At 47.6% G+C, this 21,591-nt stretch carries 18 protein-coding genes; 6 read left to right on the top strand and 12 right to left on the bottom strand.

Annotated features, from left to right (window positions below):
- The first annotated feature begins 131 nt into the window (after window positions 1-131).
- The 5 genes from DDZ15_RS00425 to mddA all read left to right on the top strand — a co-directional run bounded on the left by DDZ15_RS00425 (window position 132) and on the right by mddA (window position 3,332).
- Window positions 132-599, top strand: coding sequence for a cupin domain-containing protein (locus tag DDZ15_RS00425; protein ID WP_199222838.1), 468 nt, complete (start codon window positions 132-134; stop codon window positions 597-599).
- 56 nt (window positions 600-655) lie between these two features.
- The gene (locus tag DDZ15_RS00430) at window positions 656-1,192 is read left to right on the top strand and encodes an OsmC family protein (protein ID WP_109643746.1); all 537 of its coding nucleotides are present in this window, start codon (window positions 656-658) and stop codon (window positions 1,190-1,192) included.
- Between the two features lie 93 nt (window positions 1,193-1,285).
- A complete protein-coding gene (locus DDZ15_RS00435; protein ID WP_146198470.1) occupies window positions 1,286-1,711 on the top strand; it encodes a hypothetical protein in 426 nt (141 codons plus the stop codon).
- A 32-nt stretch (window positions 1,712-1,743) separates the two neighbouring features.
- Window positions 1,744-2,556: a class I SAM-dependent methyltransferase gene (locus DDZ15_RS00440; protein ID WP_109643750.1), complete on the top strand. Its 813-nt coding sequence runs from the start codon at window positions 1,744-1,746 to the stop codon at window positions 2,554-2,556.
- A 38-nt stretch (window positions 2,557-2,594) separates the two neighbouring features.
- Window positions 2,595-3,332 (top strand): methanethiol S-methyltransferase, encoded by a 738-nt coding sequence (gene mddA, locus DDZ15_RS00445; protein WP_109643752.1) that lies wholly within the window; start codon window positions 2,595-2,597, stop codon window positions 3,330-3,332.
- Between the two features lie 70 nt (window positions 3,333-3,402).
- Here mddA and clpB read toward each other — a convergent pair whose 3' ends face one another.
- On the bottom strand, window positions 3,403-6,039 hold the full coding sequence (gene clpB, locus DDZ15_RS00450) for an ATP-dependent chaperone ClpB (protein ID WP_109643753.1): 2,637 nt from the start codon (window positions 6,037-6,039) through the stop codon (window positions 3,403-3,405).
- A 262-nt stretch (window positions 6,040-6,301) separates the two neighbouring features.
- Window positions 6,302-6,772 (bottom strand): hypothetical protein, encoded by a 471-nt coding sequence (locus tag DDZ15_RS00455; protein WP_109643755.1) that lies wholly within the window; start codon window positions 6,770-6,772, stop codon window positions 6,302-6,304.
- A gap of 488 nt (window positions 6,773-7,260) precedes the next feature.
- Here DDZ15_RS00455 and DDZ15_RS00460 point away from each other — a divergent pair, with 488 nt between their 5' ends.
- Window positions 7,261-7,791, top strand: coding sequence for a macro domain-containing protein (locus tag DDZ15_RS00460; RefSeq protein ID WP_109643757.1), 531 nt, complete (start codon window positions 7,261-7,263; stop codon window positions 7,789-7,791).
- A gap of 49 nt (window positions 7,792-7,840) precedes the next feature.
- On the opposite strand, the gene DDZ15_RS00465 is transcribed toward DDZ15_RS00460, so the two are convergent.
- From DDZ15_RS00465 to DDZ15_RS00510, 10 genes are all read right to left on the bottom strand, one after another.
- Window positions 7,841-8,629, bottom strand: a complete 789-nt coding sequence (locus DDZ15_RS00465) for a S1/P1 nuclease (RefSeq protein WP_109643759.1) — start codon at window positions 8,627-8,629, stop codon at window positions 7,841-7,843.
- Window positions 8,630-8,725: 96 nt separating this feature from the next.
- Window positions 8,726-9,688 carry a DnaJ C-terminal domain-containing protein gene (locus DDZ15_RS16990; RefSeq protein ID WP_109643761.1) on the bottom strand — a complete coding sequence of 321 codons (963 nt, stop codon included), beginning with the start codon at window positions 9,686-9,688 and terminating at the stop codon, window positions 8,726-8,728.
- A gap of 202 nt (window positions 9,689-9,890) precedes the next feature.
- A complete protein-coding gene (dnaK, locus tag DDZ15_RS00475) occupies window positions 9,891-11,816 on the bottom strand; it encodes a molecular chaperone DnaK (protein ID WP_109643762.1) in 1,926 nt (641 codons plus the stop codon).
- 41 nt (window positions 11,817-11,857) lie between these two features.
- Window positions 11,858-12,289: an Hsp20/alpha crystallin family protein gene (locus DDZ15_RS00480; protein ID WP_109643764.1), complete on the bottom strand. Its 432-nt coding sequence runs from the start codon at window positions 12,287-12,289 to the stop codon at window positions 11,858-11,860.
- Between the two features lie 191 nt (window positions 12,290-12,480).
- Entirely contained in the window at window positions 12,481-13,770 is a 1,290-nt protein-coding gene (gene aroA / locus DDZ15_RS00485; protein WP_109643767.1) for a 3-phosphoshikimate 1-carboxyvinyltransferase, read from the bottom strand.
- A 3-nt stretch (window positions 13,771-13,773) separates the two neighbouring features.
- Entirely contained in the window at window positions 13,774-16,764 is a 2,991-nt protein-coding gene (locus tag DDZ15_RS00490) for a tetratricopeptide repeat protein (RefSeq protein ID WP_109643769.1), read from the bottom strand.
- A gap of 98 nt (window positions 16,765-16,862) precedes the next feature.
- Window positions 16,863-17,531: a CBS domain-containing protein gene (locus DDZ15_RS00495; RefSeq protein WP_109643771.1), complete on the bottom strand. Its 669-nt coding sequence runs from the start codon at window positions 17,529-17,531 to the stop codon at window positions 16,863-16,865.
- Window positions 17,532-17,536: 5 nt separating this feature from the next.
- A complete protein-coding gene (gene hflX, locus DDZ15_RS00500) occupies window positions 17,537-18,820 on the bottom strand; it encodes a GTPase HflX (protein WP_109643773.1) in 1,284 nt (427 codons plus the stop codon).
- Between the two features lie 26 nt (window positions 18,821-18,846).
- Window positions 18,847-19,437 carry a hypothetical protein gene (locus DDZ15_RS00505; protein ID WP_109643775.1) on the bottom strand — a complete coding sequence of 197 codons (591 nt, stop codon included), beginning with the start codon at window positions 19,435-19,437 and terminating at the stop codon, window positions 18,847-18,849.
- On the bottom strand, window positions 19,434-21,566 hold the full coding sequence (locus DDZ15_RS00510) for a BatA domain-containing protein (protein ID WP_109643777.1): 2,133 nt from the start codon (window positions 21,564-21,566) through the stop codon (window positions 19,434-19,436). The genes DDZ15_RS00505 and DDZ15_RS00510 overlap by 4 nt, the downstream gene beginning before the upstream one ends.
- Window positions 21,567-21,591 lie beyond the last annotated feature (25 nt).

Here is a 21,591-nt window from a genome sequence, read left to right on the forward strand (position 1 = left end):
GCCCTTCTGACTCACAGCGCATAGGTTTTTGCAGACCCATTTCCGGGAACCCGGATGGTTTCCGCAACCGGGTCATGCACATGGTAATCCATTTCACTTTCAATCAATAAAATTAAGCAATCAGGAGCTACATGAACATGAAGGCACAACTCACAACTTCGATACTTTTCATTTTTGCCCTTTTCTTGCTGGGTCACCAGCCTTTATCCGCACAGGATCAAGTGATGTCGTTTACACACACCGCTGATGATGACAAACTGGAGTGGGGCAGCTGTCCTGCATTCATGACTGAAAGTTGCAGAATTGCAGTTCTGCACGGCAACCCGGCCAATCCCAATGCAGACGTTTTTTTCAAAATGCAGGGCAATACCACTGTACCCGCCCACTGGCATAACTCAGCAGAAAGAATGGTATTGGTTTCCGGAGAGATGGAAGTCAAATACGAGGGGCAAGAAGCCGAAATAATCACGACCGGTTCCTACGCATACGGTCCCCCTGAAAAACCGCATCGTGCTTCCTGCCTGTCGGATGAGCCGTGTGTGCTTTTCATCGCGTTTAATAAGCCGGTGGATGCCTATCCGGTTGAGGGTACCCTGTAATCAGCATCCCCGATGAGAAGAATTCGCATTGCGTGTGAATAATCCTAAATCGAATTATGTCTGACACAAATACAATCAGAAGGGTGTTTGAACGAAACGTTGAAGCACTTGAAAAGCGCCCCTCAATCGGACAGTCTACCGGATCTACAACTGTTCGTCTGCGAAACGGCACCACCTGTGTCATAACAAACGGTTCCAAAGAACTTGTATGCGATGTTGGCCGGGAACAGGGAGGCAATGATGAGGGACCGGGACCCGGTGTTCTCGAAAGAGGAGCCCTGGGCAGCTGTCTTGCAATGGGCTACTCAATGTGGGCAGCATATCTGGATATTCCGGTAGACCATATTGAGGTCCACGTTGAAAGTGATTTCGACGCGCGTGCCATGTTCGGGGTGGGAAAAAATCCTCCCGGGTTTAAGGAAATTCGCTATGACGTAATGATCGAAAGCGAGGCTGATGAAGAGACCTTGCAGGAACTGATAGAAAAAGCAGACGCCCACAGTCCGGTACTCGACGACTTCACGCGGCCTGTACCCGTAAAACGGAGGGTGCATATCCAGCCCTCACGGGGTCTGCATACAGCGGGAGAATAAGAGAATGATCGCGATCCTGAATTCAGTCTGTACACTATTTATCAGTGCTTCGTAGCTGAATTTCAGCTCCGTACTGACAATTAAAAAACGTATTTGAACACACAGAGACAGAATCGAATGGACATTGCACCCCAAATACTTATTGTTGCAGGCCTGATTGTTCTGATGTATGGTTTTTTGCTCGGAATTCCAATGGCCCGTGCGCGAAAAAAAGCATCAAGAGCTCCGAGATATTTGATTGCAGCGCACCTTGCGGCTCTTATTCAAGGCAGCATACTGCTGGCTTTAACCGTTGCATTTGATTTTTCAATGCTTGCCTCGTGGATTGAAACGCTAATCGCTTCCCTGTTCACAGGAGGTGTCTTGTTATTCGATCTTGGCCTCACGATCAATTGGCTTCAAGGCTCTGAAGATGCTTTCGCAGAGAGATCTTTGGGATACAAAGTTTCATCGTCCGGCACCCCTCTTATTCTGGTCAGTGCCGGTATCCTTGTGTACGGTGTACTTATGGCTCTCTAACCGGAATCTATTAAACCTTATATGTATAAGTTATGAAACCCAATCTGCAACGTCGCATTCAACGATACGGATGGGACAAAGCCGCACCCTATTACGACTCCGGCTGGCAAAGACAGCTTAAGCCGGCCCAGTTAAAACTTTTGAATAAAGCGGGCCTCAAACCCGGTGAGAGCGTTTTAGACGTTTCCTGCGGTACCGGTCTGATCACACAGAAGGTTACTGAAGCCGTGGGTTCTGAAGGAAGTGTAACCGGTATTGATTTGTCGGAACAGATGATTGAAAAAGCCCGAACTCGCCTGAATGGTTCCTACAGCAACTGCTCTTTCCGGCGTATGGATGCGGAAGATCTCATATTTGAGGACATAACATTCGATGCTGCTATCTGCTCGCTTGGACTGATGTATTTCCCCAGACCCGAGAGGGCCATTGATGAGATGTTTAGGGTTGTAAAGCCTGGCGGCAGGGTTTCAGCACTGGTATGGGGTGCAAGGCAGCAATGCGGTTGGGCGTCCATTTTCCCCATTACAGACCGTCGTGTGAAATCGGACGTCTGCCCGCTCTTTTTCCGGCTCGGTATCGGTGATGCACTTGAACAAGCTTTTATGAATGCCGGCTTCACACATACCGATTCGTGCCGATTTTCGAAAAGGCTTGAATTCAGGGATGATGAAGAGGCGTGCGTTGCTGCATTTCTGGGCGGCGCTGTGGCACTGGCCTATCAAAAATTTGACAATCAAACCCGCGAGGAGGTTCATGCGGAGTACCTGGACTCAATACGTCAGTACAAACAAGCCGCCGGATACTCCATACCCGGAGAGTTCGTGATTGTAACAGGAACCAGATAATTATCAATTCAAACAACCCTTAAATTATTCAGAGCACCATGAAACGTATTAGCGCTTTCATCTATTCCGTAATCAGCTATTTTACTTTCATCGGCACTTTTCTCTATTTGGTTTTTTTTCTGGGCGATATGCTGGTACCCAAAACCGTTAATTCAGGTGATGGAGCTGCAGCTCTTACAGCTGTTCTCATCAATCTGGGCTTGATTGGCCTGTTTGGTGTTCAGCATACGGTAATGGCCAGGAAATCTTTTAAGGACCGCTGGACACAAATTATTCCAAATCCGATAGAACGAAGCACCTATGTCCTTTTTTCAAGCCTTGCAGTGATCATCCTGATGCTGTTCTGGCAGCCCCTTCCGGGTGTGATCTGGGATGTTGAAACAGGCTGGGCATCCATGTTGCTGGAGTGGGGATTCTGGCTTGGATGGACGATCGTTTTTCTATCCACATGGATGATCGACCATTTCAATCTGTTCGGGTTGAAACAAACCTGGAACTACATGAAGCATCACGAAATGGATCATCCCGGTTTTATGGAGCCCGGTTTCTATAAATATGTCCGTCATCCACTCATGACAGGTTTTTTAATTGCCTTCTGGTCAACCCCCGAAATGAGCACCGGACATCTGATTTTTTCAGCCGGAATGACCCTATATATATTGGTTGGCGTTTACTTTGAAGAGAAGGCCATGATGAAACGGTTCGGCGACAAATACGGCGACTACAGGGAGAGAGTTCCAAAATTCTTTCCTTTCTTCAGGAAAAGTGAAGCTTAAAAGGAAAAAGACAGCCGGTTTAAGTCCCGGCTGCCTCTTTTATGAGTATTTTCAGTGATCTTTACATTGATTAATCTGCCCAGGCTTCGGCATCGCTGTACACTTCCGCAAACTCCAGGCGTTGACCGTCCTTACTGACCGTCGCCTCAAATTCAATGCCCCTGGAATCGTCATCACGCTGAATAAGCTGTCTGGCAAGCTGATTAACGATCTGGGTTTGAATCACCCGCTTAAGAGGTCTGGCGCCGTATACCGGGTCATACCCCCTAACTGCAAGCCAGTCTTTCACGTTGTCTGATACGGAAAGAAGCACATTATTTTTGGCGAGCATTTTATCTACCCGCTGCAGCTGAATATCCACTATCTGACGGATATGCCGCTGATCAAGCGGATGGAAGATGACCACATCATCAATGCGGTTCAGAAATTCAGGGCGAATGGTTCTCCTGAGCTGTTCAAGAAGCTGATTCTGCAGTTCAGTGTAGGTGCTTTCATCCATTTCCCCGCCGCTTTTCTCAATCTGCTCTGAGATGAGATGTGAACCGATGTTGCTGGTCATAATCACAATTGTATTGGTGAAGTCTACGGTAACCCCTTTGTTATCGGTCAGCCTTCCATCATCCAGAACCTGAAGCAGGATATTGAAGGCATCGGGATGGGCTTTTTCGATCTCGTCAAGCAATACAACGGAATAGGGTTTTCTGCGTACGGCTTCCGTAAGCTGCCCGCCCTCCTCATAGCCAACGTAACCGGGAGGCGCCCCGATCAACCGGCTTACACTGTGTTTTTCCATGTACTCACTCATGTCGATCCGGATCATGGCATCCTCATCATTGAAAAGGAAATCGGCCAGTGACCGTGCCAGTTCTGTTTTACCTACACCGGTTGATCCCAGAAACATGAACGACCCAATCGGGCGCTGTTCGTCCTGCAAACCGGCTCTTGCGCGCCTTACCGCGTCGGATACAGCTGCAATGGCCTGATCCTGCCCGATTACGCGTTTGTGCAGCTCTTCTTCGAGATGCAACAGTTTCTGCCTTTCACTTGAGAGCATTTTACTAACCGGAATTCCCGTCCATCTGGATACAATATCCGCGATTTCTTCCGCTTCAACCTGTTCTTTAAGAAGCGATCGCCCTTCCTGCACCTCGTTCAGCTTTTTCTTGGTCTCTTCAAGGTCTTTCTCAAGCTGTGTAATGGTTCCATAGCGAAGCTCGGCCACTTTCTCGTACTGACCCTGCCTCTCGGCCTTGTCGGCCTGATTACGGGCTGTTTCAATTGCCTGTTTCAGTTCACGCGTTTTCTGAATCAGCCCCTTTTCAAGGTCCCATTGTGCGCGCATAGATTTGCGCTTCTCTTCCAGGTCGGCCAGCTCCTTTTCATTGCTCTTCAGTTTGGCTTCGTCCTTTTCACGTTTCAGTGCCTCACGCTCGATTTCAAGCTGGCGTATTTGCCGTTCGATGCTATCCAGTTCTTCCGGCATAGAGTCGATCTGCAGACGTAATCGTGAAGCCGCTTCATCAATAAGGTCTATTGCCTTATCGGGCAGAAACCTGTCGGAGATGTAGCGGTGCGACAGCTCTGCGGCGGCAACAATTGCAGCATCGGTTATGCGGACACCGTGGTGCACCTCATATCGCTCCTGGAGGCCTCTCAAAATGGATACGGTGTCTTCAACCGAGGGTTCACCCACGTACACCGTCTGTAGCCTTCTTTCGAGCGCCTTATCTTTCTCGATATATTTTCGATATTCGGTGAGCGTAGTAGCACCAATGGCATGCAGTTCGCCCCGGGCCAGTGACGGCTTCAGGATGTTAGCAGCATCCATCGATCCTTCTGTGGCTCCTGCGCCTACCAGCGTATGAATTTCGTCGATAAACAGGATAAGTTCACCGTCCGATTCCATTACCTCTTTCACGACGGCTTTCAGCCGCTCTTCAAACTCTCCGCGGAACTTTGTGCCTGCTACAAGAGCACCCATATCCAGCGCAACTATCTGTTTGGTCTTGAGCCCTTCCGGCACGTCTCCCCGAACAATTCTGAGAGCAAGTCCTTCAGCAATAGCCGTTTTACCCACGCCCGGTTCACCAATCAGTACAGGGTTATTTTTGGTCCGCCGTGACAAAATCTGCATAACCCTGCGTATCTCCTGATCGCGTCCAATTACGGGATCCAGCTTATTTTTTTCAGCCAGCTCATTCAGATTGCGCGCATACTTCTTAAGCGCCTGATACCGGCTTTCGGCATTGGGATCATCCACAGTTTGTGTCCCGCGTATTCCTTTCAGCACATTCAGTATCTGATCCCTGGTAACACCCTCTTTTTTCATTAGGGTTGAAGCTTCAGAGGAAGCAGTGAGAACGCCCAAAAGAATATGCTCTGAGCTGATATACTCATCACCAAGCTCAGCAGCTTCTTTTTGTGCGTTATCAAATACAGCCTTGGAGTTGTTCGACAGATACTGGCCGGACACCGATGCACCCTTTACTATCGGAAAAGACGCAATGGCAGCATCCAGTTTTTCGATAAACGATGGTACATTGATACCTACTTTCTTCAAAACCTGCACTGTAACATTTTCTGAATCACTTAGCAGAGCCTTCAGAACATGTGCGGGTTCTACAGCCTGATGATTCTCATTCTGTGCAAGATCGATGGCCGCCTGTACGGCTTCCTGAGCTTTAATGGTAAACTTGTTGAAATTCATGGATTCTGACTCTGATTATTTGTTTCACTTTATTCAAAGCCAAAATCATACCCTGTAGGCTGAAAGCTGTCGGAATTGCAGAAGTTTAGCTGCTACAGAGCTATTGGGGTGAATAATCTCACCTGCATGTCAGTGTACTGACAGATCATGTGAGTTCATCACACGAAATGGCATAAAAAAATAAAAAAAGCCACAGTGTATCCCGAAACGGGTACGCTGTGGCTCTGAATTGTATAAGAAGGGTTGTTTTAAACTACCCGTTCTAATTGTTTGATACGGTGACGCTGGATTCCTGAACCTCATTCTGAAGGTAGTAGAAAACCCTGTTTTGATCAGTCAGATCGATATAGCCCGTCAGAGCCACCGGCTCCTTGAATTCATCCTGGTTTTGGTAATATTCAAGTGCAAGATAGGCTTTGAATCTGATTGAGTGTGACGGGCCTTCCAGCGCAATTTTGCTGAGACGGCCAAGTACCCTGTTCGACCTGAAGTCCGGATACACAATCTTGTAGCTTACAGCGTTGAAAAGCGCTGATTCAACTACTCCATGCACATCAGATTGCAGGCCGAAAAGAATCGTGTCTTCCAAATTTCTGAAATGACTATCCTTGTCGACTTCGTTTAGTTGATCTGTTTTAGTGATCTGAGACGTTGCAGATTGTGCCGAAACCAGGTTAATTGAACCTGAGAGAGCAATCGCAAATGAGATGATTACGTACTTTATTTTATTCATATCTCTTATATGTTATTGAGTCCTTGTCTGTCGAGATCGATACTTTATCGATTCGCCATAAAGATAGAGCTGCATTCAATCCTCAATCAAGAGGGGTGTCAATATAATTTTCCTATTCAAATCCATATACCGTGTCATTTTTTCATGAAAGCCCTTCTATTTATATTTCCGTTAACATTCAGTTAATAATACATCTGACAGTCAAAATTATTTTCTTTGTCTGTTTTGCAGAAAAGCCCTTACAATTTCATATAATCCAAAAAGCGCTTACATAAAACTTCTTATTTGTACTGACAAAAAAACATCTAAAAAGGGCTTTAAAGACACAGGGAAGCGCTTCATTCTGCCTGCCAAAGACATTCTTTCAGTACGATATCCATGAAACCTGAGAGTAAATGTTGTGAATACCGATTTTGTGTTGACAACACATTTCTATAGGTTACATTCTGATATGTATATCAAAATGATCTAAATACAGACAGTACAATATGAGAAGTGTGCGATTCGACCGTCTAACCGTTGAAATTACAAATGGCGACATTGTTGAGCAGAACGACTGCGACGCTATTGTAAATGCAGCGAATGCTCAGCTCCGAACGGGCGGGGGCGTTGCAGGTGCCATTCACTCTGCAGGTGACCCTGAACTTGAAGAGCTTACAAAACCTCTCGCCCCTATTGAGCCGGGCGAAGCTGTTATTACGGAGGCTCCCAATATGCCGTTTAAATACGTGATTCACTGTCTGGGACCCGTATACGGAAAGGATACTCCCTCTGATGAACTTCTTACCAACTGTTACTCGAATGCTTTAAAACTCGCTGACGAACACCAGGTTGAATCCATCGCCTTTCCATCCATCTCTACCGGTGCATTTGGTTACCCAATGAAGGAAGCAGCCACAGTGGCGTTCGAAACCATCAAAAAGTCAGCACCAAATCTTCGGTCTGTTTCCTATGTGCGGTTTGTTCTTTGGAGTCCGGCTGACTACAATCTGCACTGGGATGTATTGAAGGAGATGTAATTATCCTGGCGCCTGCCGGATGAATTTGTGCTATGCAGTACCGTTCTCATTATCTATCCCCATAAATTTCGTTAAGAACACCGGCCATACGGATTCCGGCCTGAAGTAAACGCCTGAAGGCGATGTCCAGATTTTCGTATCTGTAGGGATAACTTAATCGCATATTGTCCGGCAGGTCATAGATCCTGTCTCTGTAGGTCATCGACTCATACGCCCAGTCACGGACGGAGGAATTCTGCCACTCTTCGATCTGCAGAGCTGTCGCAGTATCCAGCTCCCTGGCAAGCTCGCTATAGCTCATTTGAAGTGAATTGATGATATCGCTGTCCCAAACCCTATGCAGGTTGGAGTTCTCTCCCATCCACTGCAGTCGAACATCATTTCCACCCCTGTCTTCTCCCGTGCCAACATGCATCGGCTGATGAATATCTCCAATCATATGCATTACAAGCATCAGTTTCTCACGCTCCTCCGCAACGCTGAGCTCTCCGCTTTTCAATTCTGCAATTAATGTCTCCAGAGCCCAGATAATATCACCGGCCTCTTCCTGCTCGGCCTGCTCATAGGTAAGGCCATCAGGGATGGTTGCCCAGTGCCATGTTGCCGTATAGTCGTAGCTGCTGTCCGAACGAATGTCGTCCATCCAAACAGTAGCACGCGCCATGGTCATATCACCCAGTAAAGAGTTTACTTTTTCCCTGGCTTGTTCCGTAAGATGGCGTTCGGCAATTTCACCGGTCACATAGTGCCCGATCTGCCCCCATTTGCCTGAATTATCCGTGCTGCTGCCAACGAGAAGAAGAGAGACCATCAGGAGTAGTATGTGCTGTTGTATCATGATATTTAATTTATTTTGACTGAATGCTTGAACTTTTCAAGAAGAATACGGTTTTCGCAACTTCTCCTGTAGTAACGACATATAGAAGCCAATAGCTTACTTCTTACGAAGTTCGGCCAGCTCTTTAAACAACTGCTTCTCTTTCATTGTCAAATTCTTGGGCAGAGAAACCTCCATCACTATGAAATAATTTCCTCTTTTCCCGTTTTTTGACATTTCGGGCAGGCCTCTTTCCGGAAGGCGAAATGTTTTGCCATTGGATGATTCAGGAGGTATGGCCAGCTTCACCTTTCCATCGAGCGTCTGGATTGTAGTTTCACCACCCAAAAGAGCCGTATACAGGTCTACGGGAACCGTTTGGTACACATCCTTTCCCCTGCGTTCGTAGCCTGGGGGGATATTAACATTAATTTTCAGGTAGAGATCGCCTTTGGGCATACCGCTGGCTGTGCGGCCCCTGCCCTTCAGCTTCAGTCGTTTGCCGTCTTCTATGCCAGCCGGGATCCTTACTTTAACTTTATCACCATTGATTCTCAGATATTTTTCCACACCGTGGAAAAGATCCGCGAGCTCAACCGTAATGGCTGCTTCCGTATCCGGTGCTTTACGGGGTGCCCTTGAGCGGGTTCGCTGGCCCCCAGTCCTGTACGTGCCCCCATTTCCATATTGACCTCCACCGAACAACGTCTCAAAAAAACTTGAAAAAGGGCTGCCGCCGCCTTGTCGGGTATCACCGAATATGTCATCAAAATTTACATTTACCCGTTGTCCCTGTCCGCGGCCGGCGTACTGCGACCAGTTAAAATCGTCAGGATCGGCCCCGGCCTGCTGATACCGTTTCCAATCGGATCCTACCTTGTCATACAGTTTCCTCTTCTCAGGATCCTTCAGAACCTCATATGCCTCACCAATCTCTTTAAATTTAGCTTCGGCCCTCTCATTACCCGGATTTTTATCCGGATGGAATTTGGCCGCCATCTTCCTGTATTTCTTCTTGATCTCTTCCTGGGAAGCATCTCTTGATACCCCCAACACCTTGTAATAATCTTTATAATCCATAGTATCACCTCATCGTCAATATACGCAGCAAACTGTATGCCGTCAGCTATAATCTTGAGATTTTGGCAGTTTCGCGCATACTCAGCTCCAAATAGGGATCATACCGCCTATAAATTTCACTGTAACAGGACAACACGGCATAAAAAAGCCTCCAGACCTTTTATGGCCGGGAGGCTTTTACTTTTTTTATTCTGAAGCAGGATTATTTTTTGTCATCCTCTTCTTCATCTACAACTTCAAAGTCCGCATCAACGGCATCGTCTCCTTCTTCTTCAGAAGCTTCCGCTTCTGCGGCACCTTCAGCTGAAGGTTCTCCCGCAGCTTCAGAGGCCTGATAGATTTCCTGGGAAGCGGCCGCCCAAACCTGATTCAGTTCTTCGATGGCGCCTTCGATCTCATCCACATTTTCATTTTTGTGGAGTTCCTCGAGCTTGCTCACTGCTTCTTCAATTTTGGTGCGGTTATCTTCGGAAATCTTATCCTTATGCTCGTCGAGCTGTTTTTTGGTTGTAAAGATGAGGGAGTCGGCCTTATTCAGCGTCTCAATTTTCTCCCGTACTTTTTTATCCTCTTCGGCATGCTCTTCGGCAGCTGTCTTCATCTTCTCGATCTCCTCTTCACTCAGGCCTGAGGATGATTCGATCCGGATGCTTTGTTCCTTACCGGTGCCTTTATCTTTCGCGCTCACATTCAATACGCCGTTGGCGTCGATGTCGAACGTTACTTCGATCTGCGGCACACCGCGGGGTGCAGGTGGAATTCCGTCAAGGTGGAAGCGTCCCAGTGTTCTGTTGTCCTGGGCTTTGGCCCTTTCACCCTGCAAAATGTGGATCTCCACGCTTGTCTGACTGTCAGCAGCGGTTGAGAAGACCTCTTTCTTGCTTGTCGGTATGGTTGTATTGGATTCTATCAGCTTGGTCATCACGCCACCCAGTGTTTCGATACCGAGTGTAAGCGGTGTTACATCAAGCAGAACAACATCGTCTACGTCGCCCGACATCACACCACCCTGAATTGCTGCACCAATGGCAACAACCTCATCCGGGTTAACGCCTTTGCTTGGATCTTTGCCAAAGAACTCTTTCACCACTTCCTGGATTTTCGGAATTCTGGTAGAACCGCCCACCAGGATTACCTGATCAATTTCATTCTTACTGATCCCGGCATCCTTGATCGCTTTTTCGCATGGCTTGATGGTTCTCTTCACCAGATCATCCACCAGCTGCTCAAATTTGGCTCTTGTCAGGTCAATATTCAGGTGCTTGGGACCCGAGTCGGTAGCCGTTATAAACGGAAGGTTCACATTGGTTTTCTGAGAGCTGGAAAGTTCAATCTTTGCCTTTTCTGCTGCATCCTTCAGACGCTGCATGGCCATTGGATCTTTTCTGAGGTCGATTCCTTCATCCTTTTTGAATTCATCGGCCAGAAAATTAATAACCCTCTGGTCAAAGTCGTCACCACCAAGGTGCGTGTCACCGCTGGTAGATTTCACTTCAAAAACCCCGTCGCCAAGGTCCAGTACAGACACGTCGAACGTACCTCCACCCAGGTCGTATACAATTATCGTCTGATCCTGGTCTTTTTTATCAAGACCGTATGCAAGCGATGCGGCAGTGGGCTCGTTAATGATACGTTTCACATCAAGCCCGGCAATTTTACCCGCTTCCTGCGTGGCCTTTCTCTGTGCATCGTTAAAGTACGCGGGAACGGTAATAACCGCTTCCGTTACTTTTTCGCCCAGGTACTCCTCGGCGGTCTGCTTCATTTTCTGAAGAACCATGGCTGAGATTTCTTGTGGCGCATACTTTCTGTCTTCAATCTGTACGCGTGCAGTTCCATCATCTTCCGATTTCACTACCTTGTATGAAACCTGGCCAATCTCTTCTTTTACTTCATTATACATGCGTCCCATAAAACGCTTGATGGAAGAAACGGTTTTGTCGGGATTGGTAATAGCCTGACGCTTGGCAGGTGCGCCCACAAGCCGCTCTCCGTCTTTTGTAAAAGCCACAACGGAAGGTGTTGTTCTGCCGCCTTCCGAGTTTTGAATAACAACCGGTTCATTGCCTTCCATTACGGAGACACACGAGTTGGTTGTACCTAAGTCAATTCCTATGATTTTACCCATAATTCTGTTTTCCTGTTTGCTTTAGCTTATAATTAAATCGTTTACTTGATCGGAATGGATGTCGCTTCGCTGTCGTCTTCCATGCCCGTTTTCTTCAAAGTGATTTTTAAAACTCCGTTTGAAAAAGAAGCACTTACAGATGATTCATCAACCTGTTCGGGAACAGCAAATGCTTTTGAAAATGCACCTTGCTTCCTTTCATGTCTTACCAGTGTTTCACCGTCTTCCAGATAGAGCTCTCTTTCACCGCTAACGGTAAGCACGTGGTGTTTCAGCGTAATTTTCACCTCTTTTTTCGACATACCCGGCAGATCCAGAAGAATTGTGTACATATCCTCACTCTCAATCACATCGCTGGAAGGATTGAAGTAAGAGGAATCAGCCTGACCGGGCACTGTGCGCTCTACAAACTGCTGAATATCCTTTCCCAGTTTAGACAGCTGCTTTTCAAGATCTATGGAAAAATTACTCATGAATGCTCCTTTTGATTTCCGGTGTTCGTGTAAAACCCAAAGATTTTACGCTGAATCTCTTTGATTCTGCCGCCGAACACCGCTTTTAATCATATGAGAGCAATCACAGTGCCAAGCATTTGATCAGGAACCAATAACTGACGTATTGACATGGCAGTGAAGAGAAGAGAGAAGGGTTGCCAGATTGTCAATCAATTTTCTTGCAACGCGGAGAGGTCTTGCCAGAAATGCGGATAGGATATTGCCGTGCACTCTGCATCCACAATCTCTGAACTGCCTTTTGAACGGAGAGCCAGAATAGCGGATGCCATGGCCATGCGGTGATCGTGAAAAGAGGGATATCGTGCTGCCAGCGGCTCAAAGTCCGGGTTACCGTAAATGATAATGCCGTCTTCTTTTAATTCGGTTTTTGCCCCCGCAAGAGTCAGAATTTCATGCATCGCAGCAAGCCTGTCGGTCTCTTTATGCCGCAATTCACTTGCTCCGCTGATCACAGAGCGGCCCTCGGCAAAACACATTGCCACCATTAAAACAGGCAGTTCATCAATGCAATTGGGTACCAGGGCAGGATCGAGCTCAATGGCCCGGAGCGCTGATGAGGTAACCGTGAGGTCGGATACCGGTTCTTTCTGCGCAAAACGGTCGTTTGTTCGTTCAAATTCTGCCCCCATCTGTTCAAGAATGTGGTAGGCTGCATTGCGGGTTGGATTCATCCCTGTATTGGAAATTCTGATTTCTGCGCCGGGAAATATGGTTCCTCCAACCATCCAGAATGCTGCAGCAGAAAAATCGCCGGGTACCTCATAGTTTTGTGCCGGTATAACGTCTGAGCGGCTGCTTCTGATCACCTTTGCAGTGCCGAAAGCTTCGGAATCAAGTTCAAGCAACCTCTCTGTGTGGTCTCTGCTGGGAATGGGCTCAACCACTTCCACCGGGTCGTCACTAAAGAGTCCCGCAAGCAGCACGCACGACTTGAGCTGTGCACTTGGAATCGGCAAGGGATATCTGAGGGGCCGGAGTCCCTGGTTTTTTCCAATATGAATGGGTGCATATTCACCGTCTTTCCCGTCAATTGTGCACCCCATCTGTTTAAGCGGATCCATTATCCGTTTCATTGTGCGGGATGAAAGCGATGCATCGCCTGTCAACCGGCACTCAATGCCGGCACCCGCAACTATGCCGCTGAGGAGCCTCATGGTAGTACCCGAATTGCCGCAATCCAGTGGTTTTAGAGGAGTCTGAAAGCCATCGCGCCCCACACCCCGAATCCTGACACTCCTTCCGTTTCTGTCAATTTCCACGCCCAGCAATGTCAAACAGTTCAGCGTACTTTGGGGGTCAGCAGCTTCAGAAAAGTTCTCTATAACGCTGACTTCGCGGGATAATGCCGCAAAAAGTGCCGATCTGTGAGAAATGGATTTATCAGGGGGTGCTGTAACGGTGCCGGAGAGTTTAGTGCCCGGCTGTACTTTTTTAATCATGGATCAATCTCTGTTGAGAAGTCTTTGCGCTTTCTCGGCTCCGTCAGTACCCGGATACTGTTCTACAATATTGGTGAGTAGATTAATGGCATCGCCCCGGCGTCCTTCCCGGATATAAATTTCAGCTATCTTATACTGTGCCTCCGCCACCCAGACATCATAAGCCTGATACAGGCTGCTAACCTTGGAAAACTCCTCCAGGGCTGTTTCCATCTCCTGCTGCTGCAGGTAGCTTTCCCCAAGCAGGTATTGCGCTTCAGCACCTATTGCTGTTGTATTGTTGTCTGACACCAGTGAAAAGAATCTGCGCGCCTCGTCCGGCCGTGAATCCTCAAGCAGAACCTTGCCAAGGCCTACCCTTGCGGCATCGCTGCCGGGATTGAGCGACAGAACCTGCTCAAAATTTTGCCGGGCTTCATTGGTTCTGTCCATAGCAAGGTGTGCATTGCCCAGGCCTAAAAAAGCCTCCTGCCGGTATCGTGCATCTTTTTCTGCAAGCTGATTGTATCTTTCAATAGACTCCTCATAGGCGCCTTCCATAAGCAGCAGGCGACCCAGTTCAGCAAGGGCGGGTGCTGCACGTTCAGAATCCGGATATTCATTTATGAGCGTCTCATAAGCGCTGATTGCACCATCGATATCGTCAGTTCGCTGAAACGCATCGGCCATATTGAAATATGCATCGGGCACAAGTTCCTGGTTGTTCGTAATCCGCAGATATTGCCTGAACTCACGAACTGCAGCATCATAGTCGCCGGCCTGCAACAGGTTCTCCGCCTGACGGAACCGGAGCCTGTCGGCGGTAGTGGATGTCGGGTTATCAGCCAGAAAATCTTCCAGAATATCGGTTGAGGTGTCGTCACTTCCGGCTGATAGCTGAGCGAACTGAATACCGTTTATCGCTTCAATGATATAACTGCTGCGCGGATAGTTTTGAAGCACGTCACGATAGGATGATATGGCTTCTTCATAATCGCCCGCATTATAATAGGAGTCACCGATATTGTACTGAGCGCGGGCAGCCCATTCAGTTCCCGGAAATCGGCTGATCACGGTTCTGAACTCCTCCACAGCCTGATCATAATTACCGGTATTCAGATAGATATATGCAATGTTATACTGCGACTGCTCTCTAAGGGACGAAAAGGGATAGATTCTAAGTAGCCTCCGGAACTGGCTCACAGCCTCAAAATTCCGGTTCATTCTATAGTAACTGTTTGCCACCTGGAACATGGCATAATCACCGCCGGGCTCCGCACCGATGGCACGGTTATAGTATTCAAGGGCATCACTATATCTCCCCTGGGCATAGAGCGCATCTCCGATACGAAGCTGCGTATCCGTATCAAACGGGAAAAGGGCAATTTCGGGGGGCTCATAGTTTTCAAGAAAATCGATCAGCGGACCGGTGGCATTTTCATAGTCACCCATCATGAAGTAGGCCCATCCAAGCGCATATTTCGCTGCTCCAATAAGCTCATGCCCGGGGTAGTTCTCCACAAATTCGGCATATTGTCCGGCTGCTCTTCCATAATTTCTTATCTGATAAAGTGCATCGGCGCTCCAGAACAGGGCCTCCCTTCCCAATGGTGTATCGGGTGCGTCACGATACACCTGTTCAAACTCCGGCTGAGCCTGTGCATAAGCCTGATTTCTGTAGCGCACCCACGCTCTCTGAAATCTTGCCTGTCTTTTAATTTGCGGATCCAGGTCCCGTATCTCTTCTGCCAGTTCAAATGCCTCGATGGCCCGTGAATACTCGCCGTTTGCAAAGTAAACCTCACCCAGAAATGTGAGTACCTGACCGGGATTTTCCAGGTTGTCGGCTCGCTGCGCCAGGGGCCTGAGAGCTTCAATAGCCTCACCGTAAAATCCTGCTTCAAAGGCTGTTACACCCCATTCGAAATACGCCTGCTCTGTAAACGTGCCGTCCGTGAACCTTGTGCCAAACTCCCGGAATGTTTCAATGGCCTGATCGTACCTGCTTGCCAGCTTCTCATTTGCAGCCTTATAATACAGCGCCTTGCGGGCCAGCTCATCATTCCCTGTCGCAGCTTCACCGAAAGCCCTGGCTGCCCAGTGATAAATATCCTGTTTGTGGTAAACCCAGCCCAGCCCGTAATGGGCAACCCGGGTATCATCTCCCTCTTCAGCACCATTTATGAAGAAACGGTAATATCGCACCGCATTATCAAACTGCTGCAGGGCATTATAGCTTTCTGCCATCAGATAAACAGCTTTTTGCCGGTTTTCGTGATCCAAATTGGGAAGGGCATCCTGAAATGCTTCGACTGCCTGCTCGTACTCTCCCTGCTGGTAATACGACTCTCCGAGTGCAGTCCCTATTCGCCGGGTCATCGGATCCAGCGGATGGCGTTCCCTCAACAGCTCAAATGCACGGGCAGATTCCGTGAATTTTTCTTCCTCCAAAAATAGTGTGCCCCGCCTGTAGAGTGCTTTGGGCGACCATTCGCTCCGCCTGTTGTAGTCAGAAAGTGTAAGAAAGTATTCTCTGGCAAGATCATACCGCCCTGCTTCTGCAGCAGTCTCACCAAGCTTATAATATAGCTCGGACCGTTCGTTCCGGGTCTGCGGGTAGTTGAGCGCCTGATCCATTCTTTGGATTGCGTTCTCCAGATTTCCTTCCTCAAGATGGCGGGCTGAAATATCTTTTAAAAGTTCGGCTGCCCGGTTGCTTCTGGGGTACTGCTGCAAAAACCTGTCGGTATAGAGGTCTGCAGACGAAGAATCAAGTTTAACCAAAACCCTCGCCCTGTAGAATTGCGCAGATTCACCGGTTGCGTTCATCTCATTTTTGCCGGCCGCCTGTTCAAAATAAGGGAGCGCTTCGGCATAAAGTCCTTTTTCAAACAGTTCGAGTCCCTGCTGAAAAACTTTTTGATAGGATTCCTGTAACTCCTGGGCTGTCAGATTGAGTGGCAGAGAGATGACAGATACGAATAACAAAATGGAGAACGTGACGGTGCGGGTCATGCAGTAAGTGACAGATAATCAATTTTCCGGTTCAATCGCCTAAATATACCAACTGTGGAGAATATGTTCCTGAAAAGAACAGCCTGCTTTCTCAATATTTACACATCAAGGTATCGGAGCAATTCATCAGCACGTGATGACAAGTCGGTCTGTATAAGGTCGTACTTATTTTCGGTGATGGTATGGTAGCCGTGTCGCTGCAGGGATGAGGTGACAGCAGACGTATCAGTAAGGCTGAGCTTAATGGAAACGTGCAGCATGGATTCGTTTTCCCTCGACTTGCCCACTGTGAGACCAAGTATTTTAGCACCCTCGGTTTCAATTAAATGCACCAGTTCTGACAGGGTGAAATCACTTTGGTGCATTTCTACGGTAATAACAGATCCCTGAGTCGTGATATTGAGAAGTTCAGAGAATGCTTCCAGAACATATTTCTTTTCAATAATGCCCGTGTAGAGCTTCTCATCGTCAACAACAGGTAAAAGTCGAACTTCGTGCTGCAGCATCTTCCTGGCTACTTCAAAGATATGCTGTGTTTCAAAAACGTAGATAGGGGTGCTGAGTTCCAGCGTAGAGAGCGGAACGGATTCGTCACTCAGATCCACGATATCATTAAAGTTCACCTGACCCAGTATATCACCTGAATCCGGATCCACCACCGGTACTGCGGTTGTTTGCCACGCATCCATCTTGGCAAGCGCGGCTGAAACCGGCTTTTCGGGGTCAAGTGGGGTGAAATCGGTATTTAATAGTTCTTTTGCTAACACAGTATTCAGTCTTTCACAAGTTCAATGTCAGCCATCATACTTTCAAACCTCTCGCGGTCTGTTTTTGATATGGTGCCTTCTATTGTTACGCTGTTTCCTTCAAAATGTTCTCTGCTGATTATCGCCACATCGTGTAAAAAGGCCACTGCCTTATAATGCGACATTGGAACGTTGTATGCAAATTCCACATAATCTTCCTCAATAATGCCCTCCAAACGTTCCAGAAGCCTGTTCAGACCAATGCCCCTGTAAGCGGAAACAAATACAGCACCGGGGTATTCTTTTTTCAATTCAATCAATTTTTCAGGTTCGAGAAGGTCTATTTTGTTGAAAACAAGAATTTTCTTTTCGGAATTTGCATCCAGTTCGTCCAGTGTTCCTTCTACAACATCAATATAATCGTCAACCATTCTGCTCGAAGCGTCCACCACATGAAGAAGCACGTCAGACTCCCTTACCTCATCCAGTGTCGACTTGAAGCTCTCTATCAGGTTATGGGGAAGTTTTCGTATGAACCCCACCGTGTCGGACAACAGCAGCTCATGATTATCGAGCTCCAGGCGCCTGACCGTGGAGTCGAGGGTTGCAAAAAGCCGGTCTTCGGCCAATACCGACGTTTCTGTTAATGTATTCATCAAAGTTGACTTGCCCGCATTGGTATACCCCACAAGGGCAACACGGGTAATTTCTTCACGGCCTTTTCGCTGCGTGGTTCTCTGCCTGTCCAGCTTTTCCAGTTTTTCTTTCAATACGGATATTCTCTTTCCGATTAACCGGCGGTCCGTTTCTATCTGCGTTTCTCCGGGACCTTTGGTGCCTATACCTCCTTTCTGTCGTGAGAGGTGGGTCCAGAACCGTGTTAACCGTGGCAGAAGGTACTGTAACTGAGCCAGCTCAACCTGTGTTTTGGCAGCAGAGGTTTTTGCCCTGGAAGCAAAAATGTCCAGAATAAGGCCGCTTCGGTCAAGAACTTTTACACCTGTGGTCTTTTCAATGTTCCGTACCTGTGTCGGAGATAAGTCATCGTCAAAAATCAGAATATCGGCGCGTTTATCAGACGCGATGCTCTTTAGCTGATTCAGCTTACCTTTACCGACATATGTGGTTGGATCGGGATGAGGGCGATTCTGCAGTATTTTATCGACCGTTGCCGCACCGGCGGTATCTGCCAGTAAATCCAGCTCTTCAAGGTATTCGGATGCCAGCCATCGCGGGGTGTCCGGACCATAAATACCAACCAGGACAGCCCTCTCTTTCGTATTTGTGGGTTTTCGTAAATCTTCGAGCAAATCAGTGTATGTCTAAAACTGTATAATTAATCGAACGCTTTGATATCAAAAGAGGTGTCGGAAACTGACGTCATGGTCTTTCCGATTTTGAGCGTGACCAATTTGTCAAATTTGGCACTTTTTTTATCGGGCACGAATAGCTCGAGCCGTATAAGACGTGTTTGTTTCAGCGTCTCGCGCTGTCTCTCATGATAAATAAAAACATAATCAATCCCTTTTTCAGCCGGCTTTTCCACATAATCATCCACCTGATGCCAGGCAATGGTCTGTGAGGGATCGTTGATATTCTTGACAATTCCATGGTCTGTTATGTAGGCCTTGGACGAGAAATAACTCGACACAAACCAGCAGAGGCCCATCCAGCTGTAACTACCCATAATGGCATAATATGAGCTCATATCATGGTAAAGAACCCAGCCCCCAACGGTTGCCGCAGACAGCATAAAAAGTGTGGAAAAGAGCGGGTATCCGTATAATTTTCCACTTTTCCAGCTTAGACGCACATTTCTCAGCCGAACCGTATTCGCAAATGAATACGCGGCAAGAAACGTGGCTCCAAGGGTAAACAGAGCCAGCAGCAATACAAAAATACTGTATGTGTCAGTGGTTAAATTCATCCAATTGATTCAGCTTTAAGATGTCTCGATGCAAGTGATTCTGCCAATAATAATATAATTGCGGCTGTGATAAACCAAAACCAAATTTCCCGGCCAAAGGATGCATCCTCGAATGTACTTGCAATAGTATCGGAAAACCCAATGTTTTCTACAACATCAACATCAGCAAAACGGTTTCCGAATATTTCTTCGAACTCTTGTTCATCTAACGTTTGAAGTGATGATTCCATTGCATCCAGATTAATTGAGTGATATTGCCTGTTTTCCGGATTCCGCGTATCCACAACAATCCGGCCGGGTGACCACTCTTCACTGCTGTAGACGAGTATGGTGCCGCGGAACGTTTGTCTGATTTCCGGGATGATCTCATCACCATTCTTGAGTATCAGAACGGATTCAGGGTCGGCAGAACCGGGCAGCATGGCACGAAAGGGCCTTCCCAGCAGATGTACATTGGCTGCTGCCCCTTCCCCGCGGGCAAGATATTCTACGGAACGATAAAAGAACGGTGCAAAAAACGGTTTAACGGGAAAATTTGACCAGCCCGGATCGGTTCCAATTGCGGAAACAATCACTTTCCCGTTTCCTGAATTGATCTCACTCATTACAGATGCCCCGCTGCCGCTGCGCAGCACGGGCAGGGGCGCTAGGCGACCTTCCTGTTCCATTTCAAAATAGTAATAGAGCTCTGGCAGATTAAGGCGGATCTCTTCATTCTCTGCTGCATCAAACAAATCTTCAAGAAGAGGATGCCCTGATTCAGGAACTGAAAGCCTGTCAATACTTCTGAATGATCCGTAAGTGCCTACAATGCCCGTGTAGCTCCCTGCACCCAGAGCATTAAGCAGCTTGTTGTAATTATCAAGGTTGCCATCTGCAGAAGGCAGGAAAAGCATACCCGCACCCTGCTGAACATGGTCTATCAGAGCCGATGACAGATAATCAGGTATATTGCGAATACCGTCAAGTACAACAGCATCGTAATCATCCAGCTGTGAGATTTCAAGCTCGTCCGGTTCGTAAAAGCTGAGGCTGAAGCGGTCCGTATCCTCTGCCATTAATTCAAGAACCGGCGTGAGATAGGACCGTACTTCTGCATCTCTGCGGCTTCCTGACAGTACCAGAACATTTCTGGGCTGCGGTTTTTGTATTGTAAGATAGTACCGGTTGTCGAACGTTAGCTCATCCCCTTCTATGCGCAATTCAGCTTCAATAACCGTTTGATCCGGGTTGGGCAGTGTGAACAGATACTCTCCCGCTTCATTCCCACCCAGCGAAACCGGTTGCTGTACGATAAGATCATTACCGGCATATAGATTCAGAAAAAGATTGCTTACCTGTTGATCGCCATAATTTTGCACTACGGATCGCACCTGCAGCTCTCCGGGATCTGCCGATGACTCTTCTTCCACATCCACAGATGCAAAACCTGTATTTGAACCGGATTCAGAGCCAATTTTAATAATCCGGGCCCGGACAGACGCATCTGCTTCCTCCGTTGGATCATTTGCAAAATCCGCAAAGTGTCCGGTTCTTCCTGAAGTTACAAGAAAGAAAATTTTATTTGGTTCAGAAGCATTTTCCAGTCTGCTTTTAAGATTGTTGATACGCTCGTAGGTATATCCGCCCTTTACCACAGAAACAATATCCTGTATTTCAGCCCGGGCGCTGCCGCCCGTAAGAAAAGGTGAATTGAGCGATTCACCATGAGTTGTTTCCAGCAAAATTCTGTCGTTCTGATTGGCACGTTCTGCAATTTGCAGTGCTACCGATTTGGCCTGATCGATGAGCGGCCCGTTTCTGTCAACCTGCATCATGCCCGGGCTGTTATCAATCAGGATGCCAATCACACCGGGATCCTGGTCGCTGCCGGCAGCTGCACCCGCATTATCCGTTAAGACCGGGCGTGATATAGCGATTGCCAGCATCATGACTGCCAGCATTCGCAGAGTGAGAAGCAACCACCGCTTAATTTTTAATCGCTTTATCGCGGTGTTTTTCAAAGAGTCAAAAAAGGCAAGTGTGGAAAATCGAACCCTTTTCGGCTTCCTCAGGTTAAAAAGGTAGATTAAAAGAGGAATTGCAATTGCTGCGAGTGCCGTAAGAAACAGCGGATTTAAAAAGCTCATTACAGAAAAAGTTTTTACCTTGGCA

The sequence above is a fragment of the Rhodohalobacter mucosus genome (assembly GCF_003150675.1).
Lineage (GTDB): Bacteria > Bacteroidota > Rhodothermia > Balneolales > Balneolaceae > Rhodohalobacter > Rhodohalobacter mucosus.

Excerpts from the sequence above, each read along its gene's own strand:
- DDZ15_RS00425 (WP_199222838.1), top strand. The coding sequence starts at position 132 with ATGAACATGAAGGCACAACTCACAACTTCGATACTTTTCATTTTTGCC.
- DDZ15_RS00430 (WP_109643746.1), top strand. The coding sequence starts at position 656 with ATGTCTGACACAAATACAATCAGAAGGGTGTTTGAACGAAACGTTGAA.
- DDZ15_RS00440 (WP_109643750.1), top strand. The coding sequence starts at position 1,744 with ATGAAACCCAATCTGCAACGTCGCATTCAACGATACGGATGGGACAAA.
- mddA (WP_109643752.1), top strand. The coding sequence starts at position 2,595 with ATGAAACGTATTAGCGCTTTCATCTATTCCGTAATCAGCTATTTTACT.
- clpB (WP_109643753.1), bottom strand. The coding sequence starts at position 6,039 with ATGAATTTCAACAAGTTTACCATTAAAGCTCAGGAAGCCGTACAGGCG.
- DDZ15_RS00455 (WP_109643755.1), bottom strand. The coding sequence starts at position 6,772 with ATGAATAAAATAAAGTACGTAATCATCTCATTTGCGATTGCTCTCTCA.
- DDZ15_RS00460 (WP_109643757.1), top strand. The coding sequence starts at position 7,261 with ATGAGAAGTGTGCGATTCGACCGTCTAACCGTTGAAATTACAAATGGC.
- DDZ15_RS00465 (WP_109643759.1), bottom strand. The coding sequence starts at position 8,629 with ATGATACAACAGCACATACTACTCCTGATGGTCTCTCTTCTTCTCGTT.
- DDZ15_RS16990 (WP_109643761.1), bottom strand. The coding sequence starts at position 9,688 with ATGGATTATAAAGATTATTACAAGGTGTTGGGGGTATCAAGAGATGCT.
- dnaK (WP_109643762.1), bottom strand. The coding sequence starts at position 11,816 with ATGGGTAAAATCATAGGAATTGACTTAGGTACAACCAACTCGTGTGTC.
- DDZ15_RS00480 (WP_109643764.1), bottom strand. The coding sequence starts at position 12,289 with ATGAGTAATTTTTCCATAGATCTTGAAAAGCAGCTGTCTAAACTGGGA.
- aroA (WP_109643767.1), bottom strand. The coding sequence starts at position 13,770 with ATGATTAAAAAAGTACAGCCGGGCACTAAACTCTCCGGCACCGTTACA.
- DDZ15_RS00490 (WP_109643769.1), bottom strand. The coding sequence starts at position 16,764 with ATGACCCGCACCGTCACGTTCTCCATTTTGTTATTCGTATCTGTCATC.
- DDZ15_RS00505 (WP_109643775.1), bottom strand. The coding sequence starts at position 19,437 with ATGAATTTAACCACTGACACATACAGTATTTTTGTATTGCTGCTGGCT.
- DDZ15_RS00510 (WP_109643777.1), bottom strand. The coding sequence starts at position 21,566 with ATGAGCTTTTTAAATCCGCTGTTTCTTACGGCACTCGCAGCAATTGCA.